Genomic DNA, 25,254 nt, shown 5'->3' with positions numbered 1-25,254 from the left:
TGTGGGGGACACGCTGGCTCGCCGGGCGCCGGTCATTGCCTCCGGCGCCCGGTCCGCTTCGCCGCTCGTCCGGCCCTAAGCGATGATCTTGGACACCACCCCGGCGCCGATGGCCCTGCCGCCCTTGCGGATGGTGAACCGCAGACCGTGTTCCATCGCGACGGGCTTGGTCAGGGTGACCTCCACCTGGGCGGTGTGTCCCGGCGAGACCGACTCGACGCCGTCGCCCTTGACACCACGCAGACGCACACCGACGGTTTCGCCCGCCTTGCCCTCGGCGAACTCCTTGCGGAGCTGCTCAACCCCGGTACAGCGGGGTGGCCGGCATCCGCCTCGGTGTCAGGGTGTGCGGGTGTGCAGTGCGGGGGCGGGGCAGGGCAGCGGGCGGGCCCCGGTGGGGGTGAGGCCGTCGAGGACGAGGGCCAGGTAGCGGCGCCAGCCGTCTTCGCGGGGTTCCATCGTCCACAGCACCGAGACCAGCATGACGACGATGCGGTGGAGGTCGTCGGGTACGAGGTCGGCGCGGATCGCGCCTGTGTGCTGACCGCGTGCCAGGAGGGCGTCGAGGGCGGTGAAGAACTCCTGTCCGGTCGCCGGGGTGAGGACGCCGGCGGAGCGGGCGGCGGCCAGCACGTTGTAGTCGCCGGCCACCGATTCCAGTGCTGCTTCCAGGACGTGGGACAGTCCGGAGGCGGGGTCGGGGTGGTGGGCGGCGGTCTGGATGGCGGGGCGGACGTTCTCGCCGAAGCGCTGGTCGAGTACGGCCCGCAGGAGTGCGGCTTTGTCGGGGAAGCGGCGGAAGAGTGTGGCGGTTGCGAGGCCGGCCCGGCGTGCCACGTCGTCGAGGTGGGCGTCGGGGCCTTGTTCGGTGAAGACCTCCCGGGCGGCCCGGATGATCTTTTCCGCGTTGCGGGCGGCGTCGGCGCGCAGCAGTCGAGGGGAGTCGAGGGCCATTGCGGCAGCCTATCCAAGGGGCGGCGCAACGGCGTCGGACGGCCGGGGCGCGTGGTGGCGTGCCCCGGCCGGTAGGGAAGAGCCGTTGTCGGCCGAAGGCGTCGCGGAGAGGTGGCCGGCGATCTCGCCCGGCTGCGGATGGACGGGGCCTGGCGGCGGATGCGGCGGGCGCGGGCGAGGACCGAGGCGGTGAAGGCTGGCTCCTCCTTTCCGTGGTGTGAGCCTCCCGGCTCCGGAGCGCTGCTGAGGAGAGGACGCCGAGGCCCGCGAGTGCGCGCTGCCGACGGCACCGCGCGGCGACAGCGGTCGAGTGGCCCCGTGTGGTGCGTCCCTCACGTGGCCCGCTCCTCGGTGGGCGGCGATGGCGGCAGGTTCGTGTGGGGTGGCGGTCATGGCGAGGTGGGTGGTGGTGCCAGGGCAGGTGCCACGTCGGTGAAGTCGTGGATGAGCCGGGAATGGCGGGTGGCGGGCCAGGCCAGGCAGACCTGCCCCGGGCCGAGGCCCTCGACTGGCCGGGCGACGACGTCGGGGCGTGTGTAGAAGGTCGCAGTGGACAGCGGGATCACGCAGATGCCCGCGCCGACGGCGACCAGTTCGAGCTTTTCCTCGACGCTGTGGATGGGTGGAACGTCGGAGCGTTCGCCGGTGCGCAGTTCCTGTGCGATGTCGCGCCACTCCGGTACGGCGTCCGGGTCCTGGAGGAGGTGCTCGCCCGCAAGGTCGGCGACGGTGAGGGCCGGCCTGCCGGCCAGCGGATGGTCGGTCGGCAGCACCACGACGCGCGGTTCGCTGAACAGCGGCAGTACGCGCAGCCCCTTCTGATCGATCGGCAGACGCACGATGCTGACGTCGGCCCGTCCGTCGCGCAGGACCTCGACCTGGTCCTCCCAGCCGGTGCGCAGTAGCCGGACGTCGAGTCCGGGATGGCGGGCGGTGAGCGCCCGCACGGCGGGGGTGACGGTGATACCGGGCATAAAGCCGACGGTGAAGACCCGTGTGGCGGTGGCGGCGGCGGTGACCCGGCGGACCATGGCCTCGGCCGCCGCGAGGAGCGGGCCCACATCGTCGAGGAGCTGGGCTCCGGCGGGCGTGAGGACGGTGCCCCTGCGGTCGCGGCGCAAGAGCGTGACGCCCAGGTCGTTCTCCAACGCGCGCACTTGGCGGGAGAGGGCCGGCTGGGCGATGTGCAGTCGCTCGGCGGCGCGGCCGAAGTGCAGTTCCTCGGCGACCGCCGCGAAGTACCGCAGTTTCCGCAGGTCGATGTCCATACCGTTGCCGTGTCCCGTCCTGATCGGTGTCCGTACGCCTCGTGATACCCCATTGGATCCAGCGGGGTGCCGCTCCCGGCGGCAGCTCCCCCGGTCGGCGAGGGGACCGGCCACCGGGGGCGTGGATCAGCCCTGGGCGAGGACGGTCAGCGGGTCGGTGTGCTTCGGGGTCCAGCCGAGCTGGTCGCGGGCGCGCGCCGGGGTGAGTCGCTGGTCCAGGGCGAAGGCGTCGGCGAAGGCGCCCATGGCCGCGCGTGCCTCCTCCAGAGTGATGGAGACGGTCTTGCCGCCGAGACCCGCTCCTCGGCTGATGGCTTCGGCGCACTCCCGGGCCGTGGGATCGACTCCTCCGACGCCGGCGTAGACGGCGCCGGGCCGGGCACGCAGCGTGGCCACGTACAGTTCCGCGAGGTCGTCGACGTGGACCAGAGCCCAGTGTTGCGAGCCGTCTCCGATGTAGGCGATGGCACCCGCCACCATGCCCGGACGGGTGAAGAAGGCATCGATGAGCCGGTTGTCGCCGCCGTACAGCAGACCGGGCCGGACCACGACGGGACGACCTCCGCGCGCGGCGCGGGCGAGGACGGCATCCTCGACGGGGCGGCGCCAGGCGACGAGGGCCGGTGGATCCCACGGGGCGTCCTCGTCGACGACGCCGTTGGTGTCGCCGTAGACCCAGGTACCGCTGGTGTGCACGTAGGGGCCGGCGCCGATGCCGTCCTGCATCGCGGTGGCGGCGGCGAGGTCCTCCGCGCCGGTGGCCGCCTGGGCGAGGTGAATGACGGCTTCGGCCTGCGCCGCCGCCTCATTGAGCACGCCCAGGTCGGCCAGGCTGCCCGTGACCGGATCCGCCCCGTGCGTCCGTACGGTCCGGGCAGCGTGCTCGTTGCGGGCCAGGGCGCGCACGGTGTGGCCGTGCCGTGTCAGCGCGTCGATGGTCGCCTTGCCGATGTAGCCGGAACCGCCGGTGACGAAGACCCTCATGACGTTGTTCCTCTCGTTTCGGGATCGCTTTCAGCCTGCGGCGGCGCCGGCACCGGTGTCCAAGACCTGTTCCGGCGCCTGTGATGCCGTCCGGGCATCACGGTCGAGGAGGCGGTCAAGCCGCCCTGCGAGCGCCCCCGCCATGAGCGGCGGAGGGGCGGGACAAGCGCGACCGCGATCGGCAGTCCTGCGAACGGCGGGGCGGGAGGCGGCCGGCCGCGGTGACGACGCCGGCCGGGTGGATGGGTGGTGGTGACTACGCCACGAGCGGTCGTCCCGCGAAGGCATCACAGCGCACGGAACTGGTCTTGGACGTGGCCCGCGTGCCACCCGCAGGGTGGAGGCGGAGGGAGACGACCGGGCGGGACCTGTGTCCTGATCGCCGGAGGTACAGCGCCGGCAGTCGACCTCCTCGAACGGAAAGGCTGAGCGAGAGCATGCGACACGACATCGAGTTCGACGCCGAGGGCGTCACGCTGCGCGGTTGGTTCTACGAGCCGGAGCAGGGCACCGCTCCGGCCCCGTGCGTGGTCATGGCGCACGGCTGGTCCGCCACCCGCAGGATGTACCTGGACCGTTTCGCCGAGGTGTTCGCCGCCGCCGGTCTGGCCGTCGTGGTGTGGGACAACCGCGGCTTCGGCGACTCGGACGCAGCTCCGGGGAAGCCCCGCTACGAGATCGACCCCTGGGAGCAGATCCACGACTACCAGCACGCCGTCACGTATGCCCAGAACCGCCCCGAGGTCGACCCGGACCGCATCGGCGTGTGGGGCAGCAGCTTCTCCGGCGGACACGCGTTCGTCGTCGCCGCGATCGACCAGCGGGTCAAGGCGGTCAGCGGGCAGGCTCCCTTCATCAGCGGACGCGCCACCTTCGCCAACGTCGCCCGAGAGAACAACCGGGTCGTCAACCCCTCGATCTTCTCCGACGACCGGAGGGCCCGAGCGGCCGGCCACTCTCCCGCCATGATCCCCGTGATCGGCGAGGACCCCGCACAGGTGACCGGCATCCCCACCCCGGACGCCCACGCCTGGTTCACCGACGCCCACGAACGGCTCGCCCCCGAATGGCACAGCGAAGTCACCCTGCGCAGCCTGGAGTTGCTCCGGGGCTACGAGCCCGGCTCCTACCTGCCGCTGATCACACCGACGCCGCTGCTCGTGATCGTCGGCCAGGACGACAGCCTGACCGGCGGTAATCTGGCCGCCGCCGCCTTCCAGACGGCCGCCGAGCCGAAGAAGATCGTGTTCGTACCCGGCGGTCACTTCGCGGCCTACACCGGTCACGGATTCGACATCGCCGCCACCGCCGCCCGCGACTGGTTCGCCGAGCACCTATGAACCGGCCCGCCGCACCCCCTCCGTGGCTCAGGTGTCCAATGGTCGTGGTCGCTCGCCGAACCCCGGATAGAGCGCGTCCGGCTGTTCGTCCACGAGGACGACTCCCGCGCCGAGGCCATGTACGTGAGGGCGGGCTTCAGGCACTCGGGCGTGGAGCTGCCCGTGCCCGGTGACGACACGCGCCGGGGGATCGGGCTGACAGAGCCCAGAAGTTGGACCGGAACCGCTTGACGTGCGCCGACCGGGGGCAGGCACGGAGGCACGGCATCGCGCGTTGAGTCACGGATGAAACCGCCACCGGCCTTCGGAGATGACGTCTACTTTGTCGTCGCTGACGCGAACAGCCGTGTCGTCGTCGATGAAGTAGATCGGGAAGTCCGCCCGCTCGACGATGCGGTCAGCCCAGGCGTCATCCCGTTCCGGGAAGTCCGGCGAGTACAGGTGTGGCTTCAGGTACCAGTCGAAGAGACCGAAGGGCGGCTCCACCGTCGTAGCGCCGAGCACGTGCAGGTCCGCAGCATCCCCGATGACGTCGGCGGAATGTTCGGTGAGATTCCGGCTGAAGATCATCGATCCGGCACTCACCCCCACATAGACCCGGCTCTCCAGCACTTCCAGGAAGCCCTCGGCCAGACCGTTGCCGGTGATGCTGCGCGCGAGATGGTAGTGACTGCCGCCCTCGACGTAAACGACATCGGCGTGCAACAGCCGGTCAAGCACCATCTGCCGAGGCAGGCCGTTCAGCTCCAGGACGTCGAACTCCCGCCAGCCGAGACCGTGCAGTCGGCTCATATCCGCGACGAACCACCCGTGGTCACCGGGCTCGGCGACGGATGCCGTGGGCACGTACACGATGTTCGCCGACCCGAACGGCTTTCCCAGCAGGTCCCGCAGCGCATCCCGCAGCGTCGCGTTACGCAGGCCGCTCGCCGTCAACAGAAGCTTCACCGGGCGAGCCAATCACGGCTGCCAGGCGCGCGCAATCCACTGGGCGTTCGTCACCGCCGCCATCCCTGCTGAACCGAGCGGCTGGCTCGGCCACCCCTGCTGCGCAACGCCCCCCGGCCCGGACCGACTCCCGGCGCACCCGTCCCGCGGCGGCCGGCCCGCCCCCATCCGCATACCTCACACAACATCGGATACAGCCGCCACAGCGAGCCCGCCAGGCGATTCGGGACAGGTCACCCTGACGAGCCGAAGTCGATAACTACCCGGCCTTGCGGGATGTCCGGATGTCCGGTTCGCTGGGACCCCTCGGAGGAGGCCTCCGGCCCGTCCGTGCGCTGCTGCCGGCCGTGCAGCCGCAGGTGGGAGGCGGCGATCAGGACCCAGACCACCAGAACCGCCGTCCCGATCGAGTTCAGCAGGAATGGGAAGACGGTCCGCGGCCACAGCGGGCTGAGCAGCACCGACACGAAGCCGAACGCGGCCGAGGCGAGCACGGCGCGGCCGGTCCCGGCCGGGGCGCCGGCCGCGTCGGCCGAGCCGTCGCCGCCGCGTCCACAGTTGTAACGCCGGGCAACGACTCCAGCCCGCCTCCAGGTCCGGCCGGGCGGCCCGCTGCGTCTTCACCCAGCGCCCGGGCTGCCCGCCCTCGTACACCGTGTCCTCGGGCAGGGTGGTCCAGTTGATCAGGCTGTCGGAGTCCAGTCACCACAACGGTCGACCGTCAGTGGGGGACACAGCCCGGCGTCCGTGACGGCGGTCCAGAGCGCGCGCTCGACGACCAGCCGGCGCAGCATGCGCAGTTCGCGGGGGGCGTTCCAGCCGAGCACGCCGACCACCACTCCTCGGTGGCCGTAGGCGGCGGTGAAGTGGCCGTTGGACGGGTCGCCGGAGAGGATGCGTAGGTCCGCGTCGGGCGGGAAGATGCCGTACGCCTGGATCCTGGTGTCGTACTGGTCGGTCCAGAAGTAGGGCACGGGGGCGAACGGGGTGGCGTCGCCGAGCAGGTTGCCGGCCGCGGCGACGGCCTGTTCGGTGGCGTTCATCCGGTGCTCCAGCCGGATGCGGGTGCCGAAGTGGGGGTTGTGCCAGGAGGCGACGTCGCCGGCGGCGTAGATGGCGGGTGCGGCCCGGCACCACGCGTCGCACACCACCCCGTTCCCCAGGCGCAGGCCCGAGCCGGTCAGCCAGCCGGTCGCGGGGGTCGCGCCGACGGCCAGGACGACGAGGTCGGTCGGCAGCGTGGTGCCGTCGCCGAGCTCGACCCCGGTCACCCGGCCGTCTGCGCTGCGCATCCGGCGCACCGGGACCCCGCAGCGCAGACGGGTCCCGTGGGCGCGGTGCAGGTCGGCGACGAGGGCGCCGATGCGCTCGCCGAACGGGCGGCGCACCGGGACGGGCTCCGGCTCGACCACGGTCACCTCCAGGCCCATGGCCCGGGCTGCCGCCGCGATTTCGGTGCCGAGGAAGCCGGCGCCCACCACGACCACCCGGGGCGCGGCGAGCAGCGCGGCTCGCAGGGCGAGCGCATCGTCGAGCGTGCGCAGGACGTGCACCCCGGCCAGATCGGTGCCGGGCAGGCGCCGGGGGGTCACCCCGGTGGCGATGACCAGACCGTCGAAGCGGATGTTCTCGCCGCCGCCCAGCCGTACCCGGTGCCCCGCGGCGTCGAGGGCGGTGGCGGGCTGTCCGAGGTGCAGGTCGGCCTCCAAGCGCGCGAGCTCGTGCGGGGAGCGCAGGACGGCTCGCTCGGCGGGCCAATCACCCGTCAGGATCCGCTTGGACAGCGGTGGCCGGTCGTAGGGCGGGTGGGGCTCGTCGCCGATCAGGGTGAGGTGGCCGTCCCAGCCCCGGCGGCGGAGGGTTTCGGCCGCGGTCAGGCCCGCGGCCGAGGCCCCGACGATGACGATCCGCTTCACTGTTCGCCCTCCTGTTCCTCCTGTTCCGCTTTCTCCTGTTCCGCCACCCAGATCGCCTGGGCCGGGCAGAGGACGGCGGCCTGCCGGATGTCGTCCATCAGGTGGTCGGGCGGGGTCTCGGTGAGCAGGACGACGATGCCGTCCTCCTCACGCTGGTCGAACACCTCGGGCGCGGTCAGTACGCACTGGCCGGAGGCGACGCACTTGTGCTGGTCGACGATGACTTTCATCGGAATCCTCCTTGTCCGCACGGCACTCGTCCGCACGGCACTCGTCCGCGCTCACCAGGTGACGGGCAGCGCGTAGACGCCATAGACGTTCCCGTCGTGCTTGAACGGGATCCGGTCCGGATCGACCGCGAGCCGCAGGGCGGGGACGCGGCGGTAGAGGGTGCCGTAGACGACCTGAAGCTCGACCCGGGCCAGCGGCTGGCCCAGGCACTGGTGGACGCCGAAGCCGAAGGCCACGTGGTGGCGGGGGTTGCGGGCGACGTCGAGCCGGTCGGGGTCGGGGAAGGCGGCGGGGTCGCGGTTGCCGATGTCGTTGGCGAGGACGACGCCTTCGCCGGCGTGGATGGTGACCCCGCCGATCTCGATGTCGGCCAGGGCCACGCGGCGCCGTCCGCTGTGCACGATGGTCAGGTAGCGCAGGAGTTCCTCGACCGTCGAGGCGATCAGCTTCGGATCGTCGCTCTCGCGCAGCCGGGCCAGCTGGTCGGGGTGTTGCAGCAGGGCCAGGGTGCCCAGCGCGATCATGTTCGCGGTGGTCTCGTGCCCGGCGATCAGCAGCAGTATCCCCATGTTGGCCGCCTCGTGCCGGGAGAGTTCGCCGCCCCTGACCCGCTCGGCGAGGGCGGAGAGCAGGTCGTCGGTCGGGTGAGCGAGCTTGTCGCCGATCAGCCGGTCCAGGTAGTCGGTCAGCTGCTGGGTGGCAGCCCGTGCCTGCTCCGGGGTCGTGGTGCGCTTGACGAGGAGCCTGCTGTTGGCCTGGAAGAAGTCGTGGTCGGCGTAGGGGACGCCGAGCAGCGCGCAGATCACCAGTGAGGGCACCGGCAGCGCGAACGCCTGGACCAGGTCCACCGGCTTGGGCCCGGCGAGCATGGCGTCGATCAGGTCGTCGACGATCTTCTGAACGGTCGGCCGCAGTGCCTCCACCTGCTTGATGGCGAAGGTCGCGGTGACCATCCGGCGCAGCCGGGCGTGTTCCGGATCGTCCATGGTGATGAAGGTCCGTGACTGCCTGCGGCGCTCCTTCGTGGCCGGGCTCTGGTGGGGGTAGTGCGGGTGGGCGCTCTCCGAGCTGATCCGCGGATCGGCCAGCAGGGTCCGCACGTCCTCGTAGCGGGTGACCAGCCACGGGGTGCTGCCGTCCCACAGCCGCACCCGGCTGATCGGGGCCTGCTCCTGCAGGGTGTGCAGGGCCGGCGGTGGGCCGAACGGGCAGCCGGCTGCCCGGGTCATGGGGTAGTCCGGTACCTCCGCCGGCGGGACGTCGGTGCCGGATGCCGAGATGGTGCTCATGGTTCTCCGCCCTTTCGGAAGTCCGATAGGAGGGCAGGTGGCGGGATCGGGGCCCGGCGCGCGCGGGGAGCGAGACGGGGCAGCGGAGCAGGTCCTGCCGCCTGCGGGAGGAGATGTCGAAGAGGGTGCCCCGAGGGTTCAGGAAGCCGTTCCGCCACGGGTGGTGCGGGGCGACGGGACTTCCCGGAGCAGCTGGCGGACGATGGGCAAGGTCGCGTGCATGGCCTCGCTCAGCGCTTGCACGTCCTGATCGGGCAGCGCGGCCAGCAGGCCGGCCACCCGGGTTTGCTGCGCGCGGTGGCGCTCGGCCAGCAGCTCGTGCCCGGCATCCGTGATGGCGACGAGGCAGACACGCCCGTCCTCGGGATCCGCCATCCGCGACGCCAGGCCCTGGCGTTCCAGTCGTTGTACCAGCGCGGTCATCGACGGTTGGGCGATGCCCTCCGCCGCTGCCAGCGCGGTCAGCCGGATCGGACCCTCCCGCTCCAGCCGGCCGAGCGCCGCGACGGTGGTCAGGCTCATGCCCTGCCGGTCCGACAGGAGATGCCTGACCAGCCCGGTGGCCAGCTCGTTCAGTGCCGCCGCCACCTCCTGGAGACCCTCTTCGGGTGTCCCATCCATACCTCATCTATATCACTCATCTATATTGACTGTCTATATATCTGAGTGATATGGATGGGAAGTGGATCGTTAGGGGTTCTGGTCACAGCCAAGGCGCCACCGCGGCGCCGGAAGAAGGTGATGACCGTGATCCGCACCTACGCCCCGGACATCTCCCCATGGCCGGTTATGGCCCGGCGCTCGCCGCCATCGGGCCACGCCTGGGCCCTGGCGCACCGCCCGGAAGCCGCCGGAGACGCCCGCAAGATCACCCAAGAGGTCCTCGCAGGGTGGCGGGTCGCCGACGATGCGGCCGACTCGGTGCTGCTGACCGTCTCGGAACTCGTCACCAACGCCGTCGAGCACGCCGAACCTCCACTGCACCTCCGACTGAGCCGCGCCCAGGGCGCCCGGCGGGTGCACATCGAAGTCTGCGACGGAGGCCCTGCGGCCGCGCAGGGCGGTTGGGCGGCCAGCTGCACCCGCGGTGAGCACGGCCGCGGGCTGCAGATCATCGACCGGCTCACCGTCGCGCACGGCGACCGCGCGGAGTTCGGACACGCCGTCCACTGGGCCGACGTCGCCACCGCGGCCTGACCGACCGACGTTGGGAGCGGTCCAGGGAGCGGTGGTGGACCTCGGGCGGGAAGTCCAGTGGCGCGCACTCTGCGGTGGGCGCCCTGCGACAACTGCGGCACCGGGTGGGGAGGTAGGCGACAACACGAGCTACCCCGGCAAGCCCCTACCTCCCCGAACTCAGCTCGGCTCGGCTCGGCTTGGCCTGGGCCTCCTTGGCGGACGCCTCCAGCCTGTTCCAGTACTCCTGGTACCAGGCCTCGTCGCCGCCGTCCATGTTGCTGTTGGTCTCCCGCATGCCGGCCTTGCCGTCGATCAGCTCGCGGACGATGTCGGCGTGGCCGGCGTGACGGTTCGTCTCGGCCGTCATGTGCAGCATGATCCGCTGAAGCGTCACGTCGCCGTCGTCGCCCCACCACGCGACGTGGCCCATCGCATCGAGCGGCAGCGCCTCGATCGTCGCGTCCGCGTGCGCCCAGGCGCGGTGGTAGAGGCCGAGGACGTCCTCGCGTGACTCGTCAGCGGGTGCCCACATGTCCGAGTTGGGCTCGGAGCCCTCCTCGTGCCAGGGGAGGGATTCGTTGTGCGGGCGGCCGAACGTCGGGCCGAAGTACCCGAGTTCGACGCTGGCGAGGTGCTTGACGAGGCCGAGGAGGTTGGTGCCGGTCGGCGTCAGGGGGCGCCGGACGTCGTACTCGGACAATCCGTCCAGCTTCCAGATGATGGCTTCGCGGGCCGCCTTGAGGTAGCGGTGCAGGTCGTCTTTGGGGTCGTTGGGCTTCATGGGGCCGAGTCTCGCATCACCTGCCGACAATCCCGATTCGCAGGAAGAGCTCGTTGAGTTCCCGATCCCACAGATCCGTCGGCAGATCATCATTCACACCGATGCTCTCTCCCCGCCGCTGTCACTACATGCGGCGCGGCCACCCGTGGGTGGGACATCCACGTCAAAGCCGACCCACCCACGCCACAGCCCCGCTACGATCACCGCCCCCAGGGCGCTGACCAGGCCACATGGAGAACTCTCACTGGAGTACTGACGGCTCGCCGGTCAGGGCACCGGGACGCGGTACGGCTCCGGGGCCGGCTCGGCCCGGTGGTGGTGGCGGGCCGGGCGGAGCGGCCACCAGAGGGCGCGGCCGAGCAGGGCGGCGACGGCGGGCACCAGGACCAGGGACAGGACGACGGCGGAGAGCAGGATGCCGAGCGTCAGCGCGAAGGCGACCTGTTCGCTGCCCGGGGTGGCGGCGAGGGTCGCGAAGGAACCGGCCAGGACCAGGCCGGCCGTGGCGATGGCGGGCGTGGTGTGCCGTACGGCGCGGGCGACGGCGGCGCGGGGCGGGCCGGGGCGCTGCATCTCCTCGCGGATCCGGTCGGTGATGAGGATGTTGTAGTCGGTGCCCAGCGCCACGACGAACAGGAACAGCACCAGCGGGAGGGTGAAGCTGACGCCCGGTTCGCCCAGCCCGTGCTGGAACAGCAGGGTCGCGGCGCCGAGGGTGGCGGCGAAGCCGAGCCCGACAGAGAGCATCAGGACCAGCGGGGCGAGCAGGCTGCGCAGGAGCAGCAGCAGGATCAGGGCGATCAGGGCGGCCGCGACCGGGAAGACAATCGCCAGGTCGTGGTCGACGGCGGTGGAGATGTCGGCGAAGATCGCCGCCGTGCCGCCCACGTGGGCGCTGGTCCCGGCGGGTGTGTGGGCGGCGACCGCGGCGCGGACCGGGCCGGAGGCCAGGTCGCGGGCGCGCCGGCTCTGCGGGTCTGCGGTCAGGTAGAGGTCGATCCGGGCGGCGCGCCGGTCCCCGTTGAGGACGGTGCCGCCCGTCATGCCGACGCCCTCGACCTGGGTGAGGGCGTGGGAGAGGCCGTCGAGCCGGCCGGGGGTGAGGGTGGTGCCGTCCGTGGTGACGACGTAGACGCTCGTCGGGTCGGAGACGCCGGCCGGCAGGGTGCGGGAGATCTCGGCGGCGGTGGCGGCGGCCGGGGTCCGGTCGCCGGCACCGCCGAGGCCGTAGTCCATCCGGATCCCGGTCATCCCGGCGGCCAGCGCGCCGAGCAGGGCGAGGGCGGCGAGCAGCATGGGCAGCGGCCGCCGGGCGACGAGCGTGCCGAAGCGGGCGGCGAAGCCCTCGCCCGGCTGGCGACGCAGGCTGCGGGAGGGCCAGAACATGCCGCGGCCGCAGGCGGCGAGCAGGGCGGGCATCATGGTGAGACTGCCCAGCAGCATGACCAGGACGGCGACGGCGATGGCCGGGCCGAGCGAGCGGAACTGACCGAAGCTGGCCACGCCGAGGGTGGCGAAGGCGGCGACGATGGTCAGCGCGGCCGAGGTGATCGCGGTGCCCACCCGGGCGGTCACCTGGGCGGCGGCTTCGCGGGCGGGCTGCTCGGGCCGGGCCCGCAGGTGCTCGCGGAAGCGGAAGAGCAGGAAGAGCAGGTAGTCGACGCCGATGCCGAGCAGGACCACGGAGACCAGCCCGGGGGTGCCGGCGTCGAGCTTGAGGCCGGTCAGCGTCGCGGCGACGGCCACGGCTCCGCCGGCCACGCTGCCGATCATGGCGACGGCGAGCAGCGGCAGCAGGGCCGCCGCCACGCTGCGGAACACCAGCACGTTGAGCAGGACGATCAGCCCCATGACGAGCGCGCTGCCGACCGTCGCGGCGGTGCGGTGGGAGTCGGCGGTGTCCACGGCGTCGGCCAGTCCCCCGGTGAACCCGGTGCGCATCCCGGCGTCGGCGAACTGGGCCCGGGTGGCGTCCCGGAACGCCCGGTAGACGCCTTGGACGCCCTCGTCCGCGGCGTTGCCGGTCAGTTCGACGGAGAGCAGTTCGAAGCCGCGGTCGGGTGCCACCATGGCCGGGGTTACCCGGGGGGTCTGGGACCGGTCGGGGACGAGGAAGGCCGGCTCGTCGTCCTTCCTGGGCATGACGACCCGGCGCTGGGCGAGCTTCGCCGCCTCGGCCTCGACCCGCTGCTGGTCGGCGGCGGTGAGCGCCCGGCCGTCGGTCCTGGCGACCAGCACCGTGACCGTGGTGGCGTCGGGCTTCATCCCGAAGTTCTCCTCGGCGATCCGCAGCGCGGCGGCCGAGTCGTAGCTCTTGGGCAGGAAGTCCCCGGTCTGGGACTGGGTGACGCGGGCGAGCAGCATCGGGCTCAGCAGGGCCAGGGAGATTGCCAGCACCACCCAGAGGGTGATCACCTTCCACGGGTTCCTGGTGGAGTATCCGGTCAGTGCGCGGATCACGGTTTCCTCCGGCGGTGGACGCGAGCGTCCGCAAGGTCGGTCTCGGCTCCGGGGGTTCCCGGCCGGGTTCCAGACCATCACCCGGGGTGGGCCGCGGACGTCCCTGCGACGGACGATCCGCACCGGGGCCCCTGCTCCTCGGCCGGGCCCGGACCCGGGACCGTGGTCCTGGTCCGGGCCCCCGCGATCGGCCGTGGGGACCATGCCGGGGCGGGGTGGGCCAATGCCAGAATGGGTCATCGGGCCTGTTCAGAGCCTGTGCAGGGTCTGAAACAGGGTCTGATCGGGGCCTGATCGGGCTCGTCAGGGCTTGTCAGGGCTCATCGGTGAGGCGCGGCACGGGCCGGGCACGGAGGGGGAACGGACATGGGCGGTCATCAGCGCCCCGCGATGGACGCGGCACTCGGGGCGGACCCGCCGCACCCGGCACACCGGGCGAGCGGGAGCCCAGGCCCCGGCGGGGTGGCGGACGCGCCGCCGGAGACCGACGGCGCGCCGTGGACCCACACCGACGCGCTGGTGGCCGCCGGCGCCTGCACGCTCGACCTGCTCAACTACCTGCTCTTCAGCGAGATGGACGGGGTACGCCGGGTGACCCCGCCGGGCCTGCTCCTCGTCGCGCTGTCGGCCCTGCCGCTGCTCGTCCGGCGCCGCCACCCGGTGCCGGCGCTCGCCGTGGTCCTGGCCGTCGAGTCCGCGATCGACCTGTCCACACCGGCGAGCACCCACTTCGGCGCCGTCCTGATGGTCAGCCTGTACTCGGTCGCCCGGGCCCGCCCCGCCCCGGTGGCGGCGGCCGCCGCGGCGGTGACGACGGTGCTGACCACGCTGAGCCAGAGCCACCTGCGCGTCCCCTCCTGGCAGGCGCTCGCCGGCACCTCCTGCTCCACCCTGCTCGTGGCCGGCGTCGGCCTCGCCGTGGCACGCTGGCAGCGGGAGGTCGCGGCCAACCGCAAACTGCTGGCCGACCGCGCGGTGGCCGACGAACGCCGCCGCATCGCACGGGAGTTGCACGACATCGTGGCGCACCACATCACCACCATGCAGCTGATGGCCGGCGGCGCCCGGGCCAACCTCACCCACCCGGAGGTGGTCCGGGACGCCCTGGTCACCCTGGAGTCCTCCGGGCGACTGGCCCTGCGGGAGATGCGCCAGCTCCTGGACGTCCTGCGGGCCGGCGACGAACCGGACACCGCCCCGCCCTCGCCCCAGCCCGGGGCCGAGGACCTCGGCCGACTGGTGGACGAGTCCCGGGTGGCCGGCCTGCCGACCGACTTCGGCGTCCACGGGCCCCGCCGCCCGCTGCCGCCCACCGTCGGCCTGACCGTGTTCCGGATCGTCCAGGAGGGCCTCACCAACGCCCGCAAGCACGCCGGGCCCGCCCGCGCGACCGTCACCCTGACGTACGGTCCGGACCGGGTCACCGTCGAGGTGCGCGACGACGGGGGCACGGCGGGCACGGGCGGCGCCGCACCGCAGGAGGCGGCGCCGGCCGGCGGCCGGAGCGGGTACGGCCTGATCGGCATGCGCGAGCGCGTCGCCCTGCACGGCGGCACCCTGCGGACCGGACCACGTCCGGAGGGCGGCTTCGCCGTCCTGGCCGACCTGCCACTGGCCCCGGAGGAGACGGCCGACGCGGCCGTCCAGCACGGAACGGCGACGGCCCGGTGAGGTCGAACGACGGCGGCCCGGTGGGCGCGGTGGCACCGGGCCGCCGGGTCCTCATCGCCGACGACCAGCCGCTGGTGCGGCGCGGCCTGCCCCTGATCCTCTCCCCGACCCGTCCTTCGAGGTGGTGGGCGAGGCCGAGAACGGGGAGCAGGCTGTCACCGCCGCCCGCCTGCTGCGCCCCGACGTCGTGGTGATGGACATCCGGATGCCCGTGCTCGACGGGGTCGGCGCGACCCGGGAGCTGGCCCGCGCCCTCCCTTTCTGCCGAGTCCTCGCCCTCAGTACCTTCGACATGGACGAGTACGTGGTGGCCGCGCTGCGCGCCGGCGCCAACGGGTTCCTGCCCAAGGACTCCCGCCGGAGGAACTGGGCGCGGCGATCCGCACCGTCCACGCCGGCGAGGCTAGGACGCTTCCGCCGACTGCTGGAACAGTCCGGTGTCGGCTATGTCCTGGCAGTGCCCAAGTCCCAGTTCAGCGTGGGCTGTCCACGTATCGACCGGCTGTTCTCCCAGGCCCCGGCCGAGGCCTGGCAGCGGATCTCGTGCGGGGACGGTGCCAAGGGACCGTGTATCTACGACTGGGCGGCCATCCGGCTGCCCGCGGTGGCGGAGTTCGGCTACCAGGGCGAGGTCCAGGCTCGCCAGCGGTGGGCACTGGCCCGCCGCAGTCTGAGCAGGCCCGACGAGATCGCCTACTACCTCGCCTACTCACAACTCGAAACGAATGTTGAGCAGTTGGTGCGAATTGCCGGGACGCGCTGGGCGATCGAGGAGTGCTTCCAGGCTGCGAAGAACGAATGCGGCCTGGATCAGTACGAGGTCCGTCGCTACACCGGCTGGATGCGGCACATCACCCCGGCCATGCTCGCCCACGCCTTCCTGGCCGCGATGGCGGCGGCATCAAAGGGGGCTGCAGAAACGGTTCCCGCGCCTTGGTGGACCTCACCACCGAGCACGCCGCCCGGCTGCTCGACTCCCTCGGCCCCGACCCCACGGCCGGGCCGGTCGGTGGCCACCTGAGCGGCGAGTCGGCCGAGGCTAGCGCCGCCGGTCGATCGTGGCGGGCGGAGCGAAGCCCAGTGCGGCCAGGATCGGCAGGTTCGAGGTCAGCTGGTGCGCGGGCAGCTCCGCGTAGATCTCGTGCGCGGAGTCCCAGGCCTGACGTGAGCGCTGCTCGCACCCCAGCGCCCGGTGGGCGGCGGCCAGTCCCGCCAAGGCGTGGGCCCGCTGGGCGGGATAGCCCGTCAGACGGCTGCTCACGGCGAGGGATCGTTCGTAGTGCCCGACCGCCCCCTCCGGCCGCCCGAGGGCGTGCTGCGCCGCCGCCAGGGTGTTGAGCAGAGAGCAGTCCATCGGCCCGTTCCGCTGGGCCCTGGGCCGGGCGAGCACGCGGCTCGCGTGGTCCGATGCTTCCTGGTAGCGGCCCAGGAGCAGGTAGGTCGGGGCCAGGCTGGTACGGCAGAGGTCGGCCGTCCAGTCATCGGTCTCCGGGCCGTCGGCCGTCAGCAGGTCGAGGGCCCGCTCGTAGTACTCCCCGGCGTCGGCGTAGCGGCCCGTGAAGTAGTGGTAAGCGCCGAGGTAGGCCAGCGCCCGGCCCTCGGTGCACCGGTCGCCGGCGTCGTGGGCGAGGACCCTGGCCCGCTGGAACGTCCGCCGGGACAGGGTGAGTTCGCCCAGGGCGCCCCAGACGTGGCCCAGATCGTTGAGGCCGTGCGCCTGGGCGCTCAGGTCGCCCAGGCGGCGGGCGGCGGCCACGGCCGTCCGGCCCAGGGCCACCCCTTCGGTCTGCGGCGAGGTGCGGTGGAGGTAGCTCCACAGCAGCGCGGGCAGTTTCCAGGCCGTTTCGTCGTGCCCCCGCTCGTAGGCGTGGTGGGCGGTGGCGAGCAGGTTCGCCCGCTGGTCGTCGTACCAGCGGGTGGCCTGTTCGGGGCCGGTGAGGTCGGCCACCCGCAGGCCCTCGGGCGGCGGGCCGAGCGGGACCTGCCGCCGCCCGGGGGTCAGCACCCGGGCAGCGGCGTGCGCGTGGTGCAGGCACCACGCGTGCCAGCGCTCGAGCAGCTCCCGCTGTTCCTCCGGGCTCTCCTCGCGGGTGCCCAGCTCGGCCGCGAAGAGCTTCAGCAGGTCGTGGAAGCGGTAGCGACCCAGTGACGGCTCGGCGAGCAGATGGGCGGTGGTCAGGCGGCCGAGGAGCCGTTCGCACTCGTCGACGGCGGCCGCGGACAGGGTGGCGGCTACGGGGGCGCTGATGTCCACCCCCGGGAACAGGCCGAGCCGGCGGAACAGACGCCGGGCGGCGGGGTCGAGCGCCCGGTAGGACAGGCCGAAGGCCGACCGCAGGGAGGAGCGGTCGTCACCTCCGGCCTCCAGGGCGCCCAGGCGGTCGGTGGAGGAGGCCAGCTCGTCGGCGAAGGCGGCGAGATCACGCTGAGGCCGGTCGCGCAGCTGGGCCGCGGCGATGCCGAGTGCCAGCGGGAGGTGCCCGCAGGCGTCGAGCAGCCGGGCACCGGCCTGCCGCTGCGCCTCGGCGGCGCCGACGCCCAGGACACGGGCGAGCAGCGCCTGTCCCTCGGCGGGGGTGAAGCCGTCGAGTCCGACCCGGTGGGCGCCCTCGCGGGCGACGAGCCCGGTGAGACGGTCCCGGCTGGTGATCACGACGGCGCAGCCGCTGCCGCCCGGTAGCAGTGGCCTGACGTGCTCCGGGCCGGCGGCGTCGTCGAGGACGACGAGCATCCGCCGCTCCGCCAGCAGTGACCGGTAGAGCGCGGACGCCTCGTCCAGCTGGGCCGGTATCGACTCGGCCGGCACGCCCAGCGCGCGCAGGAACGCCGCCAGCACCCCGTGCGGGGAGCGGGGGCCGGCGGCGGACCAGCCCCGCAGGTCCGCGAAGAGCCGTCCGTCGGGGAACCGCTCCCGCGTGAGGTGGGCCCAGTGCAGCGCCAGCACGGACTTCCCGACTCCGGCGGCACCCGTGATCACGGCGCACGGTGTCGCCGTTGGGCGGGCGCCGGGCTCTCCGGTGGTCAGCACCCGGTCCAGTACGAGCAGTTCGGGGGCGCGGCCGACGAACACGGAGAGGCCGGAAGGGAGCTGCTCGGGTCGCGGGTCCGCTGGGGGCACTGTAGGGGCGACACCGGTGCTCGGGGCGGTCCGGTCCGGACGGGCGGTCGGTGCCGGACAGGGGAGGAGGAGGGCCCGTTGGAGGGCCTGGGCCTCAGGTGTCGGGTCCAGCCCCAGGTCCTCGGAGAGCCGGGAGGCATGGCGCCGGTAGGCCTCGAGCCCGTCGCTGTGTCGGCCGGAGCGGTGCAGGGCGGTCAGCAGCTGCCGCACCAGGCGGTCACGGAGCGGGAAATCGGCGACCAGGCCGGTCAGTTCCGCGGCGACCTCGCGATGCCGCCCCGCCTCCAGCTCCAGTTCGTAGAGCCGCTCCAGCACGGCCATCCGCTGCTCCTCCAGGCCGGCCGCGAGGGCGGCGAAGGCCAGGCCGGGCAACCCGTCCAGCGCGGGGCCGCGCCACAGCTCCAGGGCTTCGCGCAGCCGGGGGACGGCCTGGGCCGCGTCCAGGTCCTCTGTCGCCGCGGCCCGGGAGGCGAACAGGCGGTGGTCCACCTGGGCGTCGTCCGCCACCAGCCGGTATCCCGCGCCGTCGGTCACGATGGGGGAGGCCGGACCCGTGCCGAGCGCGCGGCGCAGCAGGCCGACCATGTTGCGGATCTGGCGGTCCGCCGTGGCCGGAGGGTCCTGGTCCCAGACCGCGTCGACCAGCCGGGGGAGCGGGACGGTCCGGTTCGAGTGCGCCACGAGCATCGCCAGCAGACTCCGCTGACGGCGTCCGCCCAACCGTACGGGAGCGGCCCCGGCTCGCACCTCCAGGGACCCCAGGATCCTGAACTCCATTTCCCCCCATCGGCGATATTGAGACAACTCACCCGGGAGACGACAGTATTGACGAAGCGTCACTCCGTGCGTCCCGGGCGTGTCGCCTGAACTGTCACGTGCCGGCACACGGCAGCGCGCGTCACGATAGAGCAGTGATCAGATCATGCCAGAATCGTGCAGCCGATTGAGAGTGTTGCCGTGCACCGGCCGAAAGGCGCCGGTCTTCGACCCAGGAGTTGATCAACCATGGCACACTCCCTCAAGCGCATCGGATCCGTCCTCGCGGCGACGGCGATCGCACTGTCCTTGTCCGGCGCGGCCACGGCCGTCGCTCAACCCACGACGGCCGGAGACTCGACCCGGCACTGCGTGGTGAACGCGCAGGGCGGCCAGGCACAGTGCTTCGGCACCTACCGGGAGGCCATCAGCTACGCCACCGGCGGGCGGGTCGCCGACGCTCCGCCGACCGCCGCCGAGGCCGCCCGCGACAGCACGTTCGCCAAGGAACTGAACAGCCCGGCCGGCCTCTCCGACCTGGTGGTCCTGGGGACGATCTACCAGGACTTCTTCTTCGGGGGCCAATCGGTGACCTTCACCGGCCCGCACGCGTGCTACAACGGGAACGCCGCCGACTACTCCTTCGACATCCCCGCCCCGCTCCAGGACCACGTCTACTCGGTGCGCCCGTACGCCAACTGCTGGTTCAACCTGTTCACCGGATTCCAGGCCACCGGCTACGAGAGCCCCAGCTACAAGGGTGAGACCGTCTCGGTGGACGAGGCCTGGCGCACCCACGCCAAGTCGTTGACGCTCGGCTGAGCCACGCTCCCGGCACCCCCACTCCGCCCCACTCGGAGGGTCCCCTCCCCGGCAACCTCGGCAACCTCGGTAGCCGCGGGGGCACAGCCGGGGCAGGGGCGCATGACCGGCCAGCGGCATCTGTCATGCTTCGTCACCGGCGATGACGGACAGAGCCGTTGGTGCAGATCCCGGTCATGAGGGGCTGGTGGATCGACGGGCCCTGGTAGGGGCGTGTTCGCGACCGGTCACCAGGTGATCAGGACGTAGCTGTCGCCCCCGCGGGATCCGGAGGCGTTCCGGGCGTTGGCGCCGGCGGCGCCGGACTTGTCGTCGGGGCCAGGCGGGTTCTCGCCGCCGGTGCCGCCGCCCGGTGCCGCCGGTCGAGGCGCGGCCGTGTTCGAGCTTCAGGGTGAAGGCGCGTCAGACGAGTTCTGCAGGTCGTTGGTGGCTCCGGCCCTTGTGGCGAGGGAGGCGGGAAGCCGGGGCAGTGTCGCTGTCGAGGTGGGGCCGCCAGCGGGTTGAGTCCGGCGAAGGAGAGCGCCGGAACATCCGGGCAGGCCGGAACGGGCCTGGCCGGTTCCGGCCTGCCCAAGGTCCTTTCGAGGCTCCTGACCGGTGGTGAGACTGGTGACCGCCGTCAGGGAGCACCTGCCTGGGGCGCACACCGGACCAGGTGTCACCGACCGCTGCTCCTGCAGGACAGCCGTCACGGCCCGGTGTGTGCCGAGCACCACGCACGGCCGATCCCACCCCTCTCTCCCCGCTGGAGCACCGTCATGCCCTCGAAGACGTCCAAGCTGCTGCGCGTCACGCTCGCCGCAGCGGACATAGGCTGACCCAACTACCAACCGGAGGAGCGTCACACCGTGGGACCGACCGTCGACAGGCCAGCGCCGCAGGTTACCGTCGCAGACATCCGTACCCTTTTGGACTCTTCCGCTGAGTTCCCCGTTCTGTACATCAACTACGGTCCTGGCAGCGGGGGCACCGAAGCGGAGTTGGACGTGTGGGCCGCAGGCCTGGTCTACCAGGCGGACATCGTCCTCACCCGCGCGACCGCTGTGGACCTGCTCGGCGAGGAACCCAACAGCGAGACCATCGCGGCGTTCCTGCCGAAGGTTCAGCAGGCTGTGGACCAGATGATCTCGGTCCGAGGCATGTGAAGCCGACCTGCTGCTTGAGGACCGTCTCATCCGGCCGTAGACCCGGCACCATGCCGCCTCCCCGGTCTGCGGCGATCAGCTCCCCGCCGCCCCCGTCCGCTCCCGGTGCTCTTCCGTAACGGCCCGGGCGGGCGAACCAGACGCGCGTGGTGCAGAGCCGACCAGGTTTCCCCGAAGCAGCGCTATTCGCCTTGGAGTAGTACGCCACTGCTCCGGCTGTAGGTCTTGAGCGTGAGGCTCCAAGGGCCTCGATGACTAAAAATCATGATAAAGCACATCAAGTGTCCAGGTTTAGTTCCTCTCCCACGGGACATCAACCTTGCACCCCGCGAACAGGGTTGCACCGTTTTCCGTCGTCGGATTCCTCAATCAAAGATCACTTTTCGAGGTTGAAATGCCTGAACACTTCAGTCGGCTGACTCTCTACTGCCCCATCGAAAGAGCTGAGAACCCGGCCAGATTGGCAATCAATGAAAGCACGATGGCCTGGGCTGCCAAGCAGGGAATCCCTTCCGACCGGGAACGTCGGGAACGGTTTTCGACGATGCGGCCAGGAGCGCTCGCGGCGGGCGTTGTGCCGCACGGCAAGGAGGAAGGGCTCGCCGCTTTCGCTGATTACCACACCTGGCTCTTCGCCTTTGACGACGATTACTGCGACGAGGCCGAGAACGCGGACATGGATGTCACCGAGTGGGCGGCTTTCCTGGCGCGGCTCCACAGGGTGGCCGAAACCGGGGACATCGGGCTCCTGCCGGACAACGCCTATGCCTGGGCGCTCCGTGATGTAGCGTCACGCATCTCTGCATGCGCGACACCCACGCAGTTCTGCGACTGGGCTGACGCCGTCCGGTCCTACTTCGCCGCTCTGGTCTGGGAGCGGTCGCGGCGGCGAAACGGTGAGAAGCCCCAGAGGCTGGACGACTACTTGTTACTGCGCCTGCGCAACGGTGCGATGCAGAGCAGTATCGCGCTGTTGGACGTGGCCAACGGATACGTTTTGCCGCAGGAGTTGCGTGATACGCCCGAGGTCCGGGCTCTGGTGGAGATGTGCGCGGTCCTCGTCTCCCTCGACAACGATATCTTCTCTCATCACAAGGAGTCCCAGCGCGGCTCTTTGGAGGTGAACCTCCTGGATGTGCTGGCAGCGGAGCGGCAGACAACGACCGCGGAGTCGCTCCATGAGGCCGTCGTGTTGCGCAACACGGTGATGCGCCGCTTCGTCGAACTGAGCGAGCGTACGGTGACGCCGGAGGTCGGTGCCGAACTCCGGCGGTTCGTCGAGAGTCTTGGCCGATGGGTGCGCGCCAACCTGGATTTCAGCCTTGTCACCACGCGCTATGCCGGTCCGGTACGGGAGCGTCTCGTTCTCAGCCCGCACGCACCGGATCCGCGGCCGACGGAGGAGGCATCAGCCCTTGATTCCGCCGTGATCGGCTGGTGGTGGCGCACTCCGGACGCCGCACCGGCGGGTGAACGCCGGCGGCCGTCCCGGCGGGCAGACCCGCCCACTTGGTGAACGCGCTCCGGACGGCTGCCCCGCCTGTCCCGGCCGTCCGGACCGGGGTCTGCGGACCCGGCCAGGTCAACCCGTCCGACGGTGAACCCCGCGCCCGGGACTGACGAAGACGAGGCGCAATCCACCACAGCACAGGAGGCCATGCCTACCGTGACAACCACCTACACGATGGCGACCGCTCCGGGAGCCCTGCCCGTGCTGGGCCACGCGCTCGCGCTCGCCCGCAGACCACTGGACTTCGTGAGGCAACTGCCCGCACACGGCGATCTCGTACGGATCAAACTGGGACCGCAGACCATGCACATGGTCTGCCATCCCGACCTGCTCCACCAGGTCCTCGCCGAGGACCGCGTCTACGACAAGGGCGGGCCCATTTTCGACAAGTTCCGAGAGCTGGCGGGCAACGGCCTGCTGGGCTGCCCGGCCCACGACCACCGCCGACAACGCAGGCTCGTCCAGCCGGCCTTCCAGCGCGGACGGCTGCCCGGGTACGCGACGATGACGAGCCAGGAGATCACGGCACTTACCAGCACCTGGCACAACGGCCAGGTCCTCGACGTCACCAAGGCGATGTACCAGCTCACCACGGCCGTCACGGCGCGGTGCATGTTCGCCGCCGACATGGACGCCTCCGATTCCGCCGCCCTCTACGGCAGCGTCGAGGCCATCACCCGCGGCATCGCCCGACGGGCCATGATGCCCGTGCCGATGGCCGACAAGCTCCCCACCCGCGGCAACCGCCGCTTCGACCGGGCCCGGGTCCACGTCCGGCGGCTCACCGACACTCTGATCGCCAACCACCGCGCCGACGGCGTCGACCGGGGCGACCTACTGTCCACCCTGCTGGCCCCCCAGGAGGAGGGCGGGCTGGGCCTGACCGACGACGAGATCCACGAACAGGTTCTCACCTTCCTCCTCGCCGGGATCGACACCACCGCCATCCTGCTCTCCTGGGCCTGGCACCTGATCGGCGCCCACCCCGACATCCAGGACAGGCTCCAGGCCGAGGTCGACACCGTCCTCGACGGCCGCCCCGCGCAGCACGCCGACCTGCCCGCGCTGGAAGTGACCGACAGGATCGTCAGCGAGACGCTCCGCCTGTATCCGTCGGCATGGCTCTTCACCCGGAACACCACCAGCGACACCGTACTGGGCGGACACCGTCTCCCCGCGGGCACCACCATGATGTTCAGCGCCTACCAGGTCCACCGCCGCGCCGACCTCTACCCTGCTCCTGACAGCTTCGACCCCGATCGCTGGCAGGGCGCGGGCAAGCCCCCGCCGGGCACGCTGCTGCCCTTCGGGAGCGGGCCGCGCAAGTGCATCGGCGAGGTCTTCGCCCGCAACGAGGCGACACTCGCCCTCGCCTCCATCGCCGCACGCTGGCAGCTCGACCCGGTTCCCGGCCGGCCCGTCCACCCCGCCCGCCGAATCACGCTCACACCCAACGCCCTCTCCATGCGCCTGCGGCAACGGTGGCCGGGACAGCCGCCGAACACCCCGGAGGCTTCGTCGTGACCGAGATGGCCAACGGGCTCGCAGCACAGAAGTACGGGGCGGGGCTCCTCGACCACCACATCCCCCAGGAAGAGGCGCGGCTGCGTGCCCTCGAGGCGTACCTCGACCCCACCACACGCTCCGTCATCACTCGTCTCGGCATCCAGCCGGGCTGGCGGTGCCTTGAGCTCGGAGGCGGTGCCGGCTCCGTCGCGCGCTGGCTGGCCGAGCAGTGTGCCCCAGGGGAGGTCGTGGGCACCGACATCAGCACCGCCCTGCTGCCCCGGGACGTGCCCAACCTGTCCGTCCGACGCCACGATGTCGTCCGGGAGGACTTTCCGGCGGCCTCCTTCGACCTCGTCCATGCCCGAGCACTGCTGGAACACCTGCCGGAGCGAGCAGAAGTCCTCGGCAAGATGGCGCGCTGGACCGCACCGGGAGGCTGGGTGTGCGTGGAGACGGTCATGGCGGTCCATCCCCCGGCCGGCACCCGGAACGCCTACCAGCGCTGTCTCAACGCCGTGTTCACCCTGTCCGAGAACGTGATGCGCACCGAGCAGCGATGGGGCACCGCACTGCCGGGACTCCTCTCACAGGCAGGTCTGACCGATATCGGCGTCCACTGCACCCCGGGCCTGGTGGGCAGGAACGGCAACGCCGACGCCTTCCTGCGGCTCTCCCTGGAGCAAATCGGCCCAGCCCTGATCCGCGAACGTCTCACCACACCCGAAGAACTGACGGACTGTACGAAGCTTTTGGAAGGCGGAGAGTACACCGACCTCGCCCTCCTGACCCTGTCCACCTGGGGCCGACGCACCCGCCACTGACTCCCCATGAGCTGATTCCATCCTGAAATCCACAGGTCACGGGCGTCGGCGTGGTGCGGGGGCAGGGTGCTCGGGCAGGTCACGGGCTTGATCGTGCTCTGGTGATCGTCCGCCGGCGGGAGATCGCGGTGTCGATCGCCACGATCAGGGCACGCACGAGCCGCATGCGTCTTCTCCGGTGCTCAGCCGGAGCAGTCGGTAAGGCGATCCCGCGTTCGGGGTGGGAGACCCCGAACGCGTGGACGTCTGTGATCAGCGGCAGATCGTCACGGGTTGCGGAGCGACAGTGGCCACAAGCGCTCCTTCGTGGGGACGACGCTGTCGCTGCCGCCGCCGAAAGGGTATCCAGTGGGCGGCTGGATGCGGTTGAACCGCCGGTGATTGGTCATGGTGTACTGACATTTGCTCTTTGGGGTGATGGATCTGCCGTTTTACTGACGGACGGTCACCTGTCGGCGTAGACCGTCTCGCATGCGATATGCGGATGGGGGCGGGCTGACGGCGAAGGCACGACAGCGCCGTGAGGCCGTGCGCTTGGAGGCTGCCGCGCTG

19 protein-coding genes and 3 pseudogenes are annotated in these 25,254 nt (G+C 71.5%); 9 read left to right on the top strand and 13 right to left on the bottom strand.

Going from position 1 to position 25,254, the window contains the following annotated elements:
- Window positions 1-75: 75 nt before the first annotated feature.
- The 4 genes and pseudogenes from AB0P03_RS38275 to AB0P03_RS38260 all read right to left on the bottom strand — a co-directional run.
- Window positions 76-312: pseudogene (locus AB0P03_RS38275) on the bottom strand (hypothetical protein); the annotation flags it as partial.
- Between the two features lie 27 nt (window positions 313-339).
- Complete coding sequence (locus AB0P03_RS38270) at window positions 340-954, bottom strand: helix-turn-helix domain-containing protein (RefSeq protein WP_363633310.1); 615 nt, start codon at window positions 952-954, stop codon at window positions 340-342.
- Window positions 955-1,343: 389 nt separating this feature from the next.
- Window positions 1,344-2,222, bottom strand: coding sequence for a LysR substrate-binding domain-containing protein (locus AB0P03_RS38265; RefSeq protein WP_363633309.1), 879 nt, complete (start codon window positions 2,220-2,222; stop codon window positions 1,344-1,346).
- Window positions 2,223-2,348: 126 nt separating this feature from the next.
- Window positions 2,349-3,206: an NAD-dependent epimerase/dehydratase family protein gene (locus tag AB0P03_RS38260; RefSeq protein WP_363633307.1), complete on the bottom strand. Its 858-nt coding sequence runs from the start codon at window positions 3,204-3,206 to the stop codon at window positions 2,349-2,351.
- 437 nt (window positions 3,207-3,643) lie between these two features.
- On the opposite strand from AB0P03_RS38260, the gene AB0P03_RS38255 reads away from it, so the two are divergent.
- The gene (locus tag AB0P03_RS38255; protein ID WP_363633305.1) at window positions 3,644-4,546 is read left to right on the top strand and encodes an alpha/beta fold hydrolase; all 903 of its coding nucleotides are present in this window, start codon (window positions 3,644-3,646) and stop codon (window positions 4,544-4,546) included.
- Between the two features lie 279 nt (window positions 4,547-4,825).
- On the opposite strand, the gene AB0P03_RS38250 is transcribed toward AB0P03_RS38255, so the two are convergent.
- The 6 genes and pseudogenes from AB0P03_RS38250 to AB0P03_RS38225 all read right to left on the bottom strand — a co-directional run bounded on the left by AB0P03_RS38250 (window position 4,826) and on the right by AB0P03_RS38225 (window position 9,551).
- Window positions 4,826-5,494 (bottom strand): Type 1 glutamine amidotransferase-like domain-containing protein, encoded by a 669-nt coding sequence (locus AB0P03_RS38250; protein WP_363588430.1) that lies wholly within the window; start codon window positions 5,492-5,494, stop codon window positions 4,826-4,828.
- A 314-nt stretch (window positions 5,495-5,808) separates the two neighbouring features.
- Window positions 5,809-5,994, bottom strand: a pseudogene (locus tag AB0P03_RS38245) (amino acid transporter); the annotation flags it as partial.
- A 183-nt stretch (window positions 5,995-6,177) separates the two neighbouring features.
- Window positions 6,178-7,410 carry an FAD-dependent oxidoreductase gene (locus AB0P03_RS38240; RefSeq protein WP_363633303.1) on the bottom strand — a complete coding sequence of 411 codons (1,233 nt, stop codon included), beginning with the start codon at window positions 7,408-7,410 and terminating at the stop codon, window positions 6,178-6,180.
- A complete protein-coding gene (locus tag AB0P03_RS38235; protein ID WP_363633301.1) occupies window positions 7,407-7,640 on the bottom strand; it encodes a ferredoxin in 234 nt (77 codons plus the stop codon). The genes AB0P03_RS38240 and AB0P03_RS38235 overlap by 4 nt, the downstream gene beginning before the upstream one ends.
- A gap of 51 nt (window positions 7,641-7,691) precedes the next feature.
- The gene (locus AB0P03_RS38230; RefSeq protein WP_363633299.1) at window positions 7,692-8,930 is read right to left on the bottom strand and encodes a cytochrome P450; all 1,239 of its coding nucleotides are present in this window, start codon (window positions 8,928-8,930) and stop codon (window positions 7,692-7,694) included.
- A 138-nt stretch (window positions 8,931-9,068) separates the two neighbouring features.
- Complete coding sequence (locus tag AB0P03_RS38225) at window positions 9,069-9,551, bottom strand: MarR family transcriptional regulator (protein WP_363633297.1); 483 nt, start codon at window positions 9,549-9,551, stop codon at window positions 9,069-9,071.
- A 126-nt stretch (window positions 9,552-9,677) separates the two neighbouring features.
- Between AB0P03_RS38225 and AB0P03_RS38220 the strand changes: the two genes are divergently transcribed.
- The gene (locus tag AB0P03_RS38220) at window positions 9,678-10,127 is read left to right on the top strand and encodes an ATP-binding protein (RefSeq protein WP_363633295.1); all 450 of its coding nucleotides are present in this window, start codon (window positions 9,678-9,680) and stop codon (window positions 10,125-10,127) included.
- A 145-nt stretch (window positions 10,128-10,272) separates the two neighbouring features.
- On the opposite strand, the gene AB0P03_RS38215 is transcribed toward AB0P03_RS38220, so the two are convergent.
- Together AB0P03_RS38215 and AB0P03_RS38210 are read right to left on the bottom strand one after the other, a co-directional pair.
- Complete coding sequence (locus AB0P03_RS38215) at window positions 10,273-10,890, bottom strand: DinB family protein (protein ID WP_363633294.1); 618 nt, start codon at window positions 10,888-10,890, stop codon at window positions 10,273-10,275.
- Window positions 10,891-11,157: 267 nt separating this feature from the next.
- The gene (locus AB0P03_RS38210) at window positions 11,158-13,350 is read right to left on the bottom strand and encodes an MMPL family transporter (RefSeq protein ID WP_363633292.1); all 2,193 of its coding nucleotides are present in this window, start codon (window positions 13,348-13,350) and stop codon (window positions 11,158-11,160) included.
- 366 nt (window positions 13,351-13,716) lie between these two features.
- On the opposite strand from AB0P03_RS38210, the gene AB0P03_RS38205 reads away from it, so the two are divergent.
- Together AB0P03_RS38205 and AB0P03_RS38200 are read left to right on the top strand one after the other, a co-directional pair.
- The gene (locus AB0P03_RS38205; RefSeq protein ID WP_363633290.1) at window positions 13,717-15,021 is read left to right on the top strand and encodes a histidine kinase; all 1,305 of its coding nucleotides are present in this window, start codon (window positions 13,717-13,719) and stop codon (window positions 15,019-15,021) included.
- A pseudogene (locus AB0P03_RS38200) lies at window positions 15,018-15,426 on the top strand (response regulator transcription factor); the annotation flags it as partial. The gene AB0P03_RS38205 and the pseudogene AB0P03_RS38200, both read left to right, overlap by 4 nt.
- A 634-nt stretch (window positions 15,427-16,060) precedes the next feature.
- Here AB0P03_RS38200 and AB0P03_RS38195 read toward each other — a convergent pair.
- Complete coding sequence (locus tag AB0P03_RS38195; protein WP_363633288.1) at window positions 16,061-18,916, bottom strand: BTAD domain-containing putative transcriptional regulator; 2,856 nt, start codon at window positions 18,914-18,916, stop codon at window positions 16,061-16,063.
- A gap of 228 nt (window positions 18,917-19,144) precedes the next feature.
- Between AB0P03_RS38195 and AB0P03_RS38190 the strand changes: the two genes are divergently transcribed.
- From AB0P03_RS38190 to AB0P03_RS38170, 5 genes are all read left to right on the top strand, one after another.
- The gene (locus tag AB0P03_RS38190) at window positions 19,145-19,717 is read left to right on the top strand and encodes a hypothetical protein (RefSeq protein WP_363588408.1); all 573 of its coding nucleotides are present in this window, start codon (window positions 19,145-19,147) and stop codon (window positions 19,715-19,717) included.
- Window positions 19,718-20,565: 848 nt separating this feature from the next.
- On the top strand, window positions 20,566-20,862 hold the full coding sequence (locus AB0P03_RS38185) for a hypothetical protein (protein ID WP_363633286.1): 297 nt from the start codon (window positions 20,566-20,568) through the stop codon (window positions 20,860-20,862).
- 319 nt (window positions 20,863-21,181) lie between these two features.
- Window positions 21,182-22,378 carry a terpene synthase gene (locus AB0P03_RS38180; RefSeq protein WP_363586036.1) on the top strand — a complete coding sequence of 399 codons (1,197 nt, stop codon included), beginning with the start codon at window positions 21,182-21,184 and terminating at the stop codon, window positions 22,376-22,378.
- Between the two features lie 141 nt (window positions 22,379-22,519).
- Window positions 22,520-23,896, top strand: a complete 1,377-nt coding sequence (locus AB0P03_RS38175) for a cytochrome P450 (protein ID WP_363633284.1) — start codon at window positions 22,520-22,522, stop codon at window positions 23,894-23,896.
- Window positions 23,897-23,901: 5 nt separating this feature from the next.
- Complete coding sequence (locus AB0P03_RS38170; protein WP_363586111.1) at window positions 23,902-24,702, top strand: class I SAM-dependent methyltransferase; 801 nt, start codon at window positions 23,902-23,904, stop codon at window positions 24,700-24,702.
- Window positions 24,703-25,254 lie beyond the last annotated feature (552 nt).

Origin of the sequence: Kitasatospora sp. NPDC088779 (assembly GCF_040685395.1) — a bacterium.
GTDB lineage: Bacteria > Actinomycetota > Actinomycetes > Streptomycetales > Streptomycetaceae > Kitasatospora.
Note: the sequence above shows the minus strand (reverse complement) of the source record. Positions and strands in the feature narration are given on the sequence as shown.

Coding starts and splice junctions, on each gene's coding strand:
- AB0P03_RS38270 (WP_363633310.1), bottom strand. CDS start 954: ATGGCCCTCGACTCCCCTCGACTGCTGCGCGCCGACGCCGCCCGCAAC.
- AB0P03_RS38265 (WP_363633309.1), bottom strand. CDS start 2,222: ATGGACATCGACCTGCGGAAACTGCGGTACTTCGCGGCGGTCGCCGAG.
- AB0P03_RS38260 (WP_363633307.1), bottom strand. CDS start 3,206: ATGAGGGTCTTCGTCACCGGCGGTTCCGGCTACATCGGCAAGGCGACC.
- AB0P03_RS38255 (WP_363633305.1), top strand. CDS start 3,644: ATGCGACACGACATCGAGTTCGACGCCGAGGGCGTCACGCTGCGCGGT.
- AB0P03_RS38235 (WP_363633301.1), bottom strand. CDS start 7,640: ATGAAAGTCATCGTCGACCAGCACAAGTGCGTCGCCTCCGGCCAGTGC.
- AB0P03_RS38230 (WP_363633299.1), bottom strand. CDS start 8,930: ATGAGCACCATCTCGGCATCCGGCACCGACGTCCCGCCGGCGGAGGTA.
- AB0P03_RS38225 (WP_363633297.1), bottom strand. CDS start 9,551: ATGGATGGGACACCCGAAGAGGGTCTCCAGGAGGTGGCGGCGGCACTG.
- AB0P03_RS38215 (WP_363633294.1), bottom strand. CDS start 10,890: ATGAAGCCCAACGACCCCAAAGACGACCTGCACCGCTACCTCAAGGCG.
- AB0P03_RS38205 (WP_363633290.1), top strand. CDS start 13,717: ATGGGCGGTCATCAGCGCCCCGCGATGGACGCGGCACTCGGGGCGGAC.
- AB0P03_RS38195 (WP_363633288.1), bottom strand. CDS start 18,916: ATGGAGTTCAGGATCCTGGGGTCCCTGGAGGTGCGAGCCGGGGCCGCT.
- AB0P03_RS38190 (WP_363588408.1), top strand. CDS start 19,145: ATGGCACACTCCCTCAAGCGCATCGGATCCGTCCTCGCGGCGACGGCG.
- AB0P03_RS38175 (WP_363633284.1), top strand. CDS start 22,520: ATGCCTACCGTGACAACCACCTACACGATGGCGACCGCTCCGGGAGCC.
- AB0P03_RS38170 (WP_363586111.1), top strand. CDS start 23,902: ATGGCCAACGGGCTCGCAGCACAGAAGTACGGGGCGGGGCTCCTCGAC.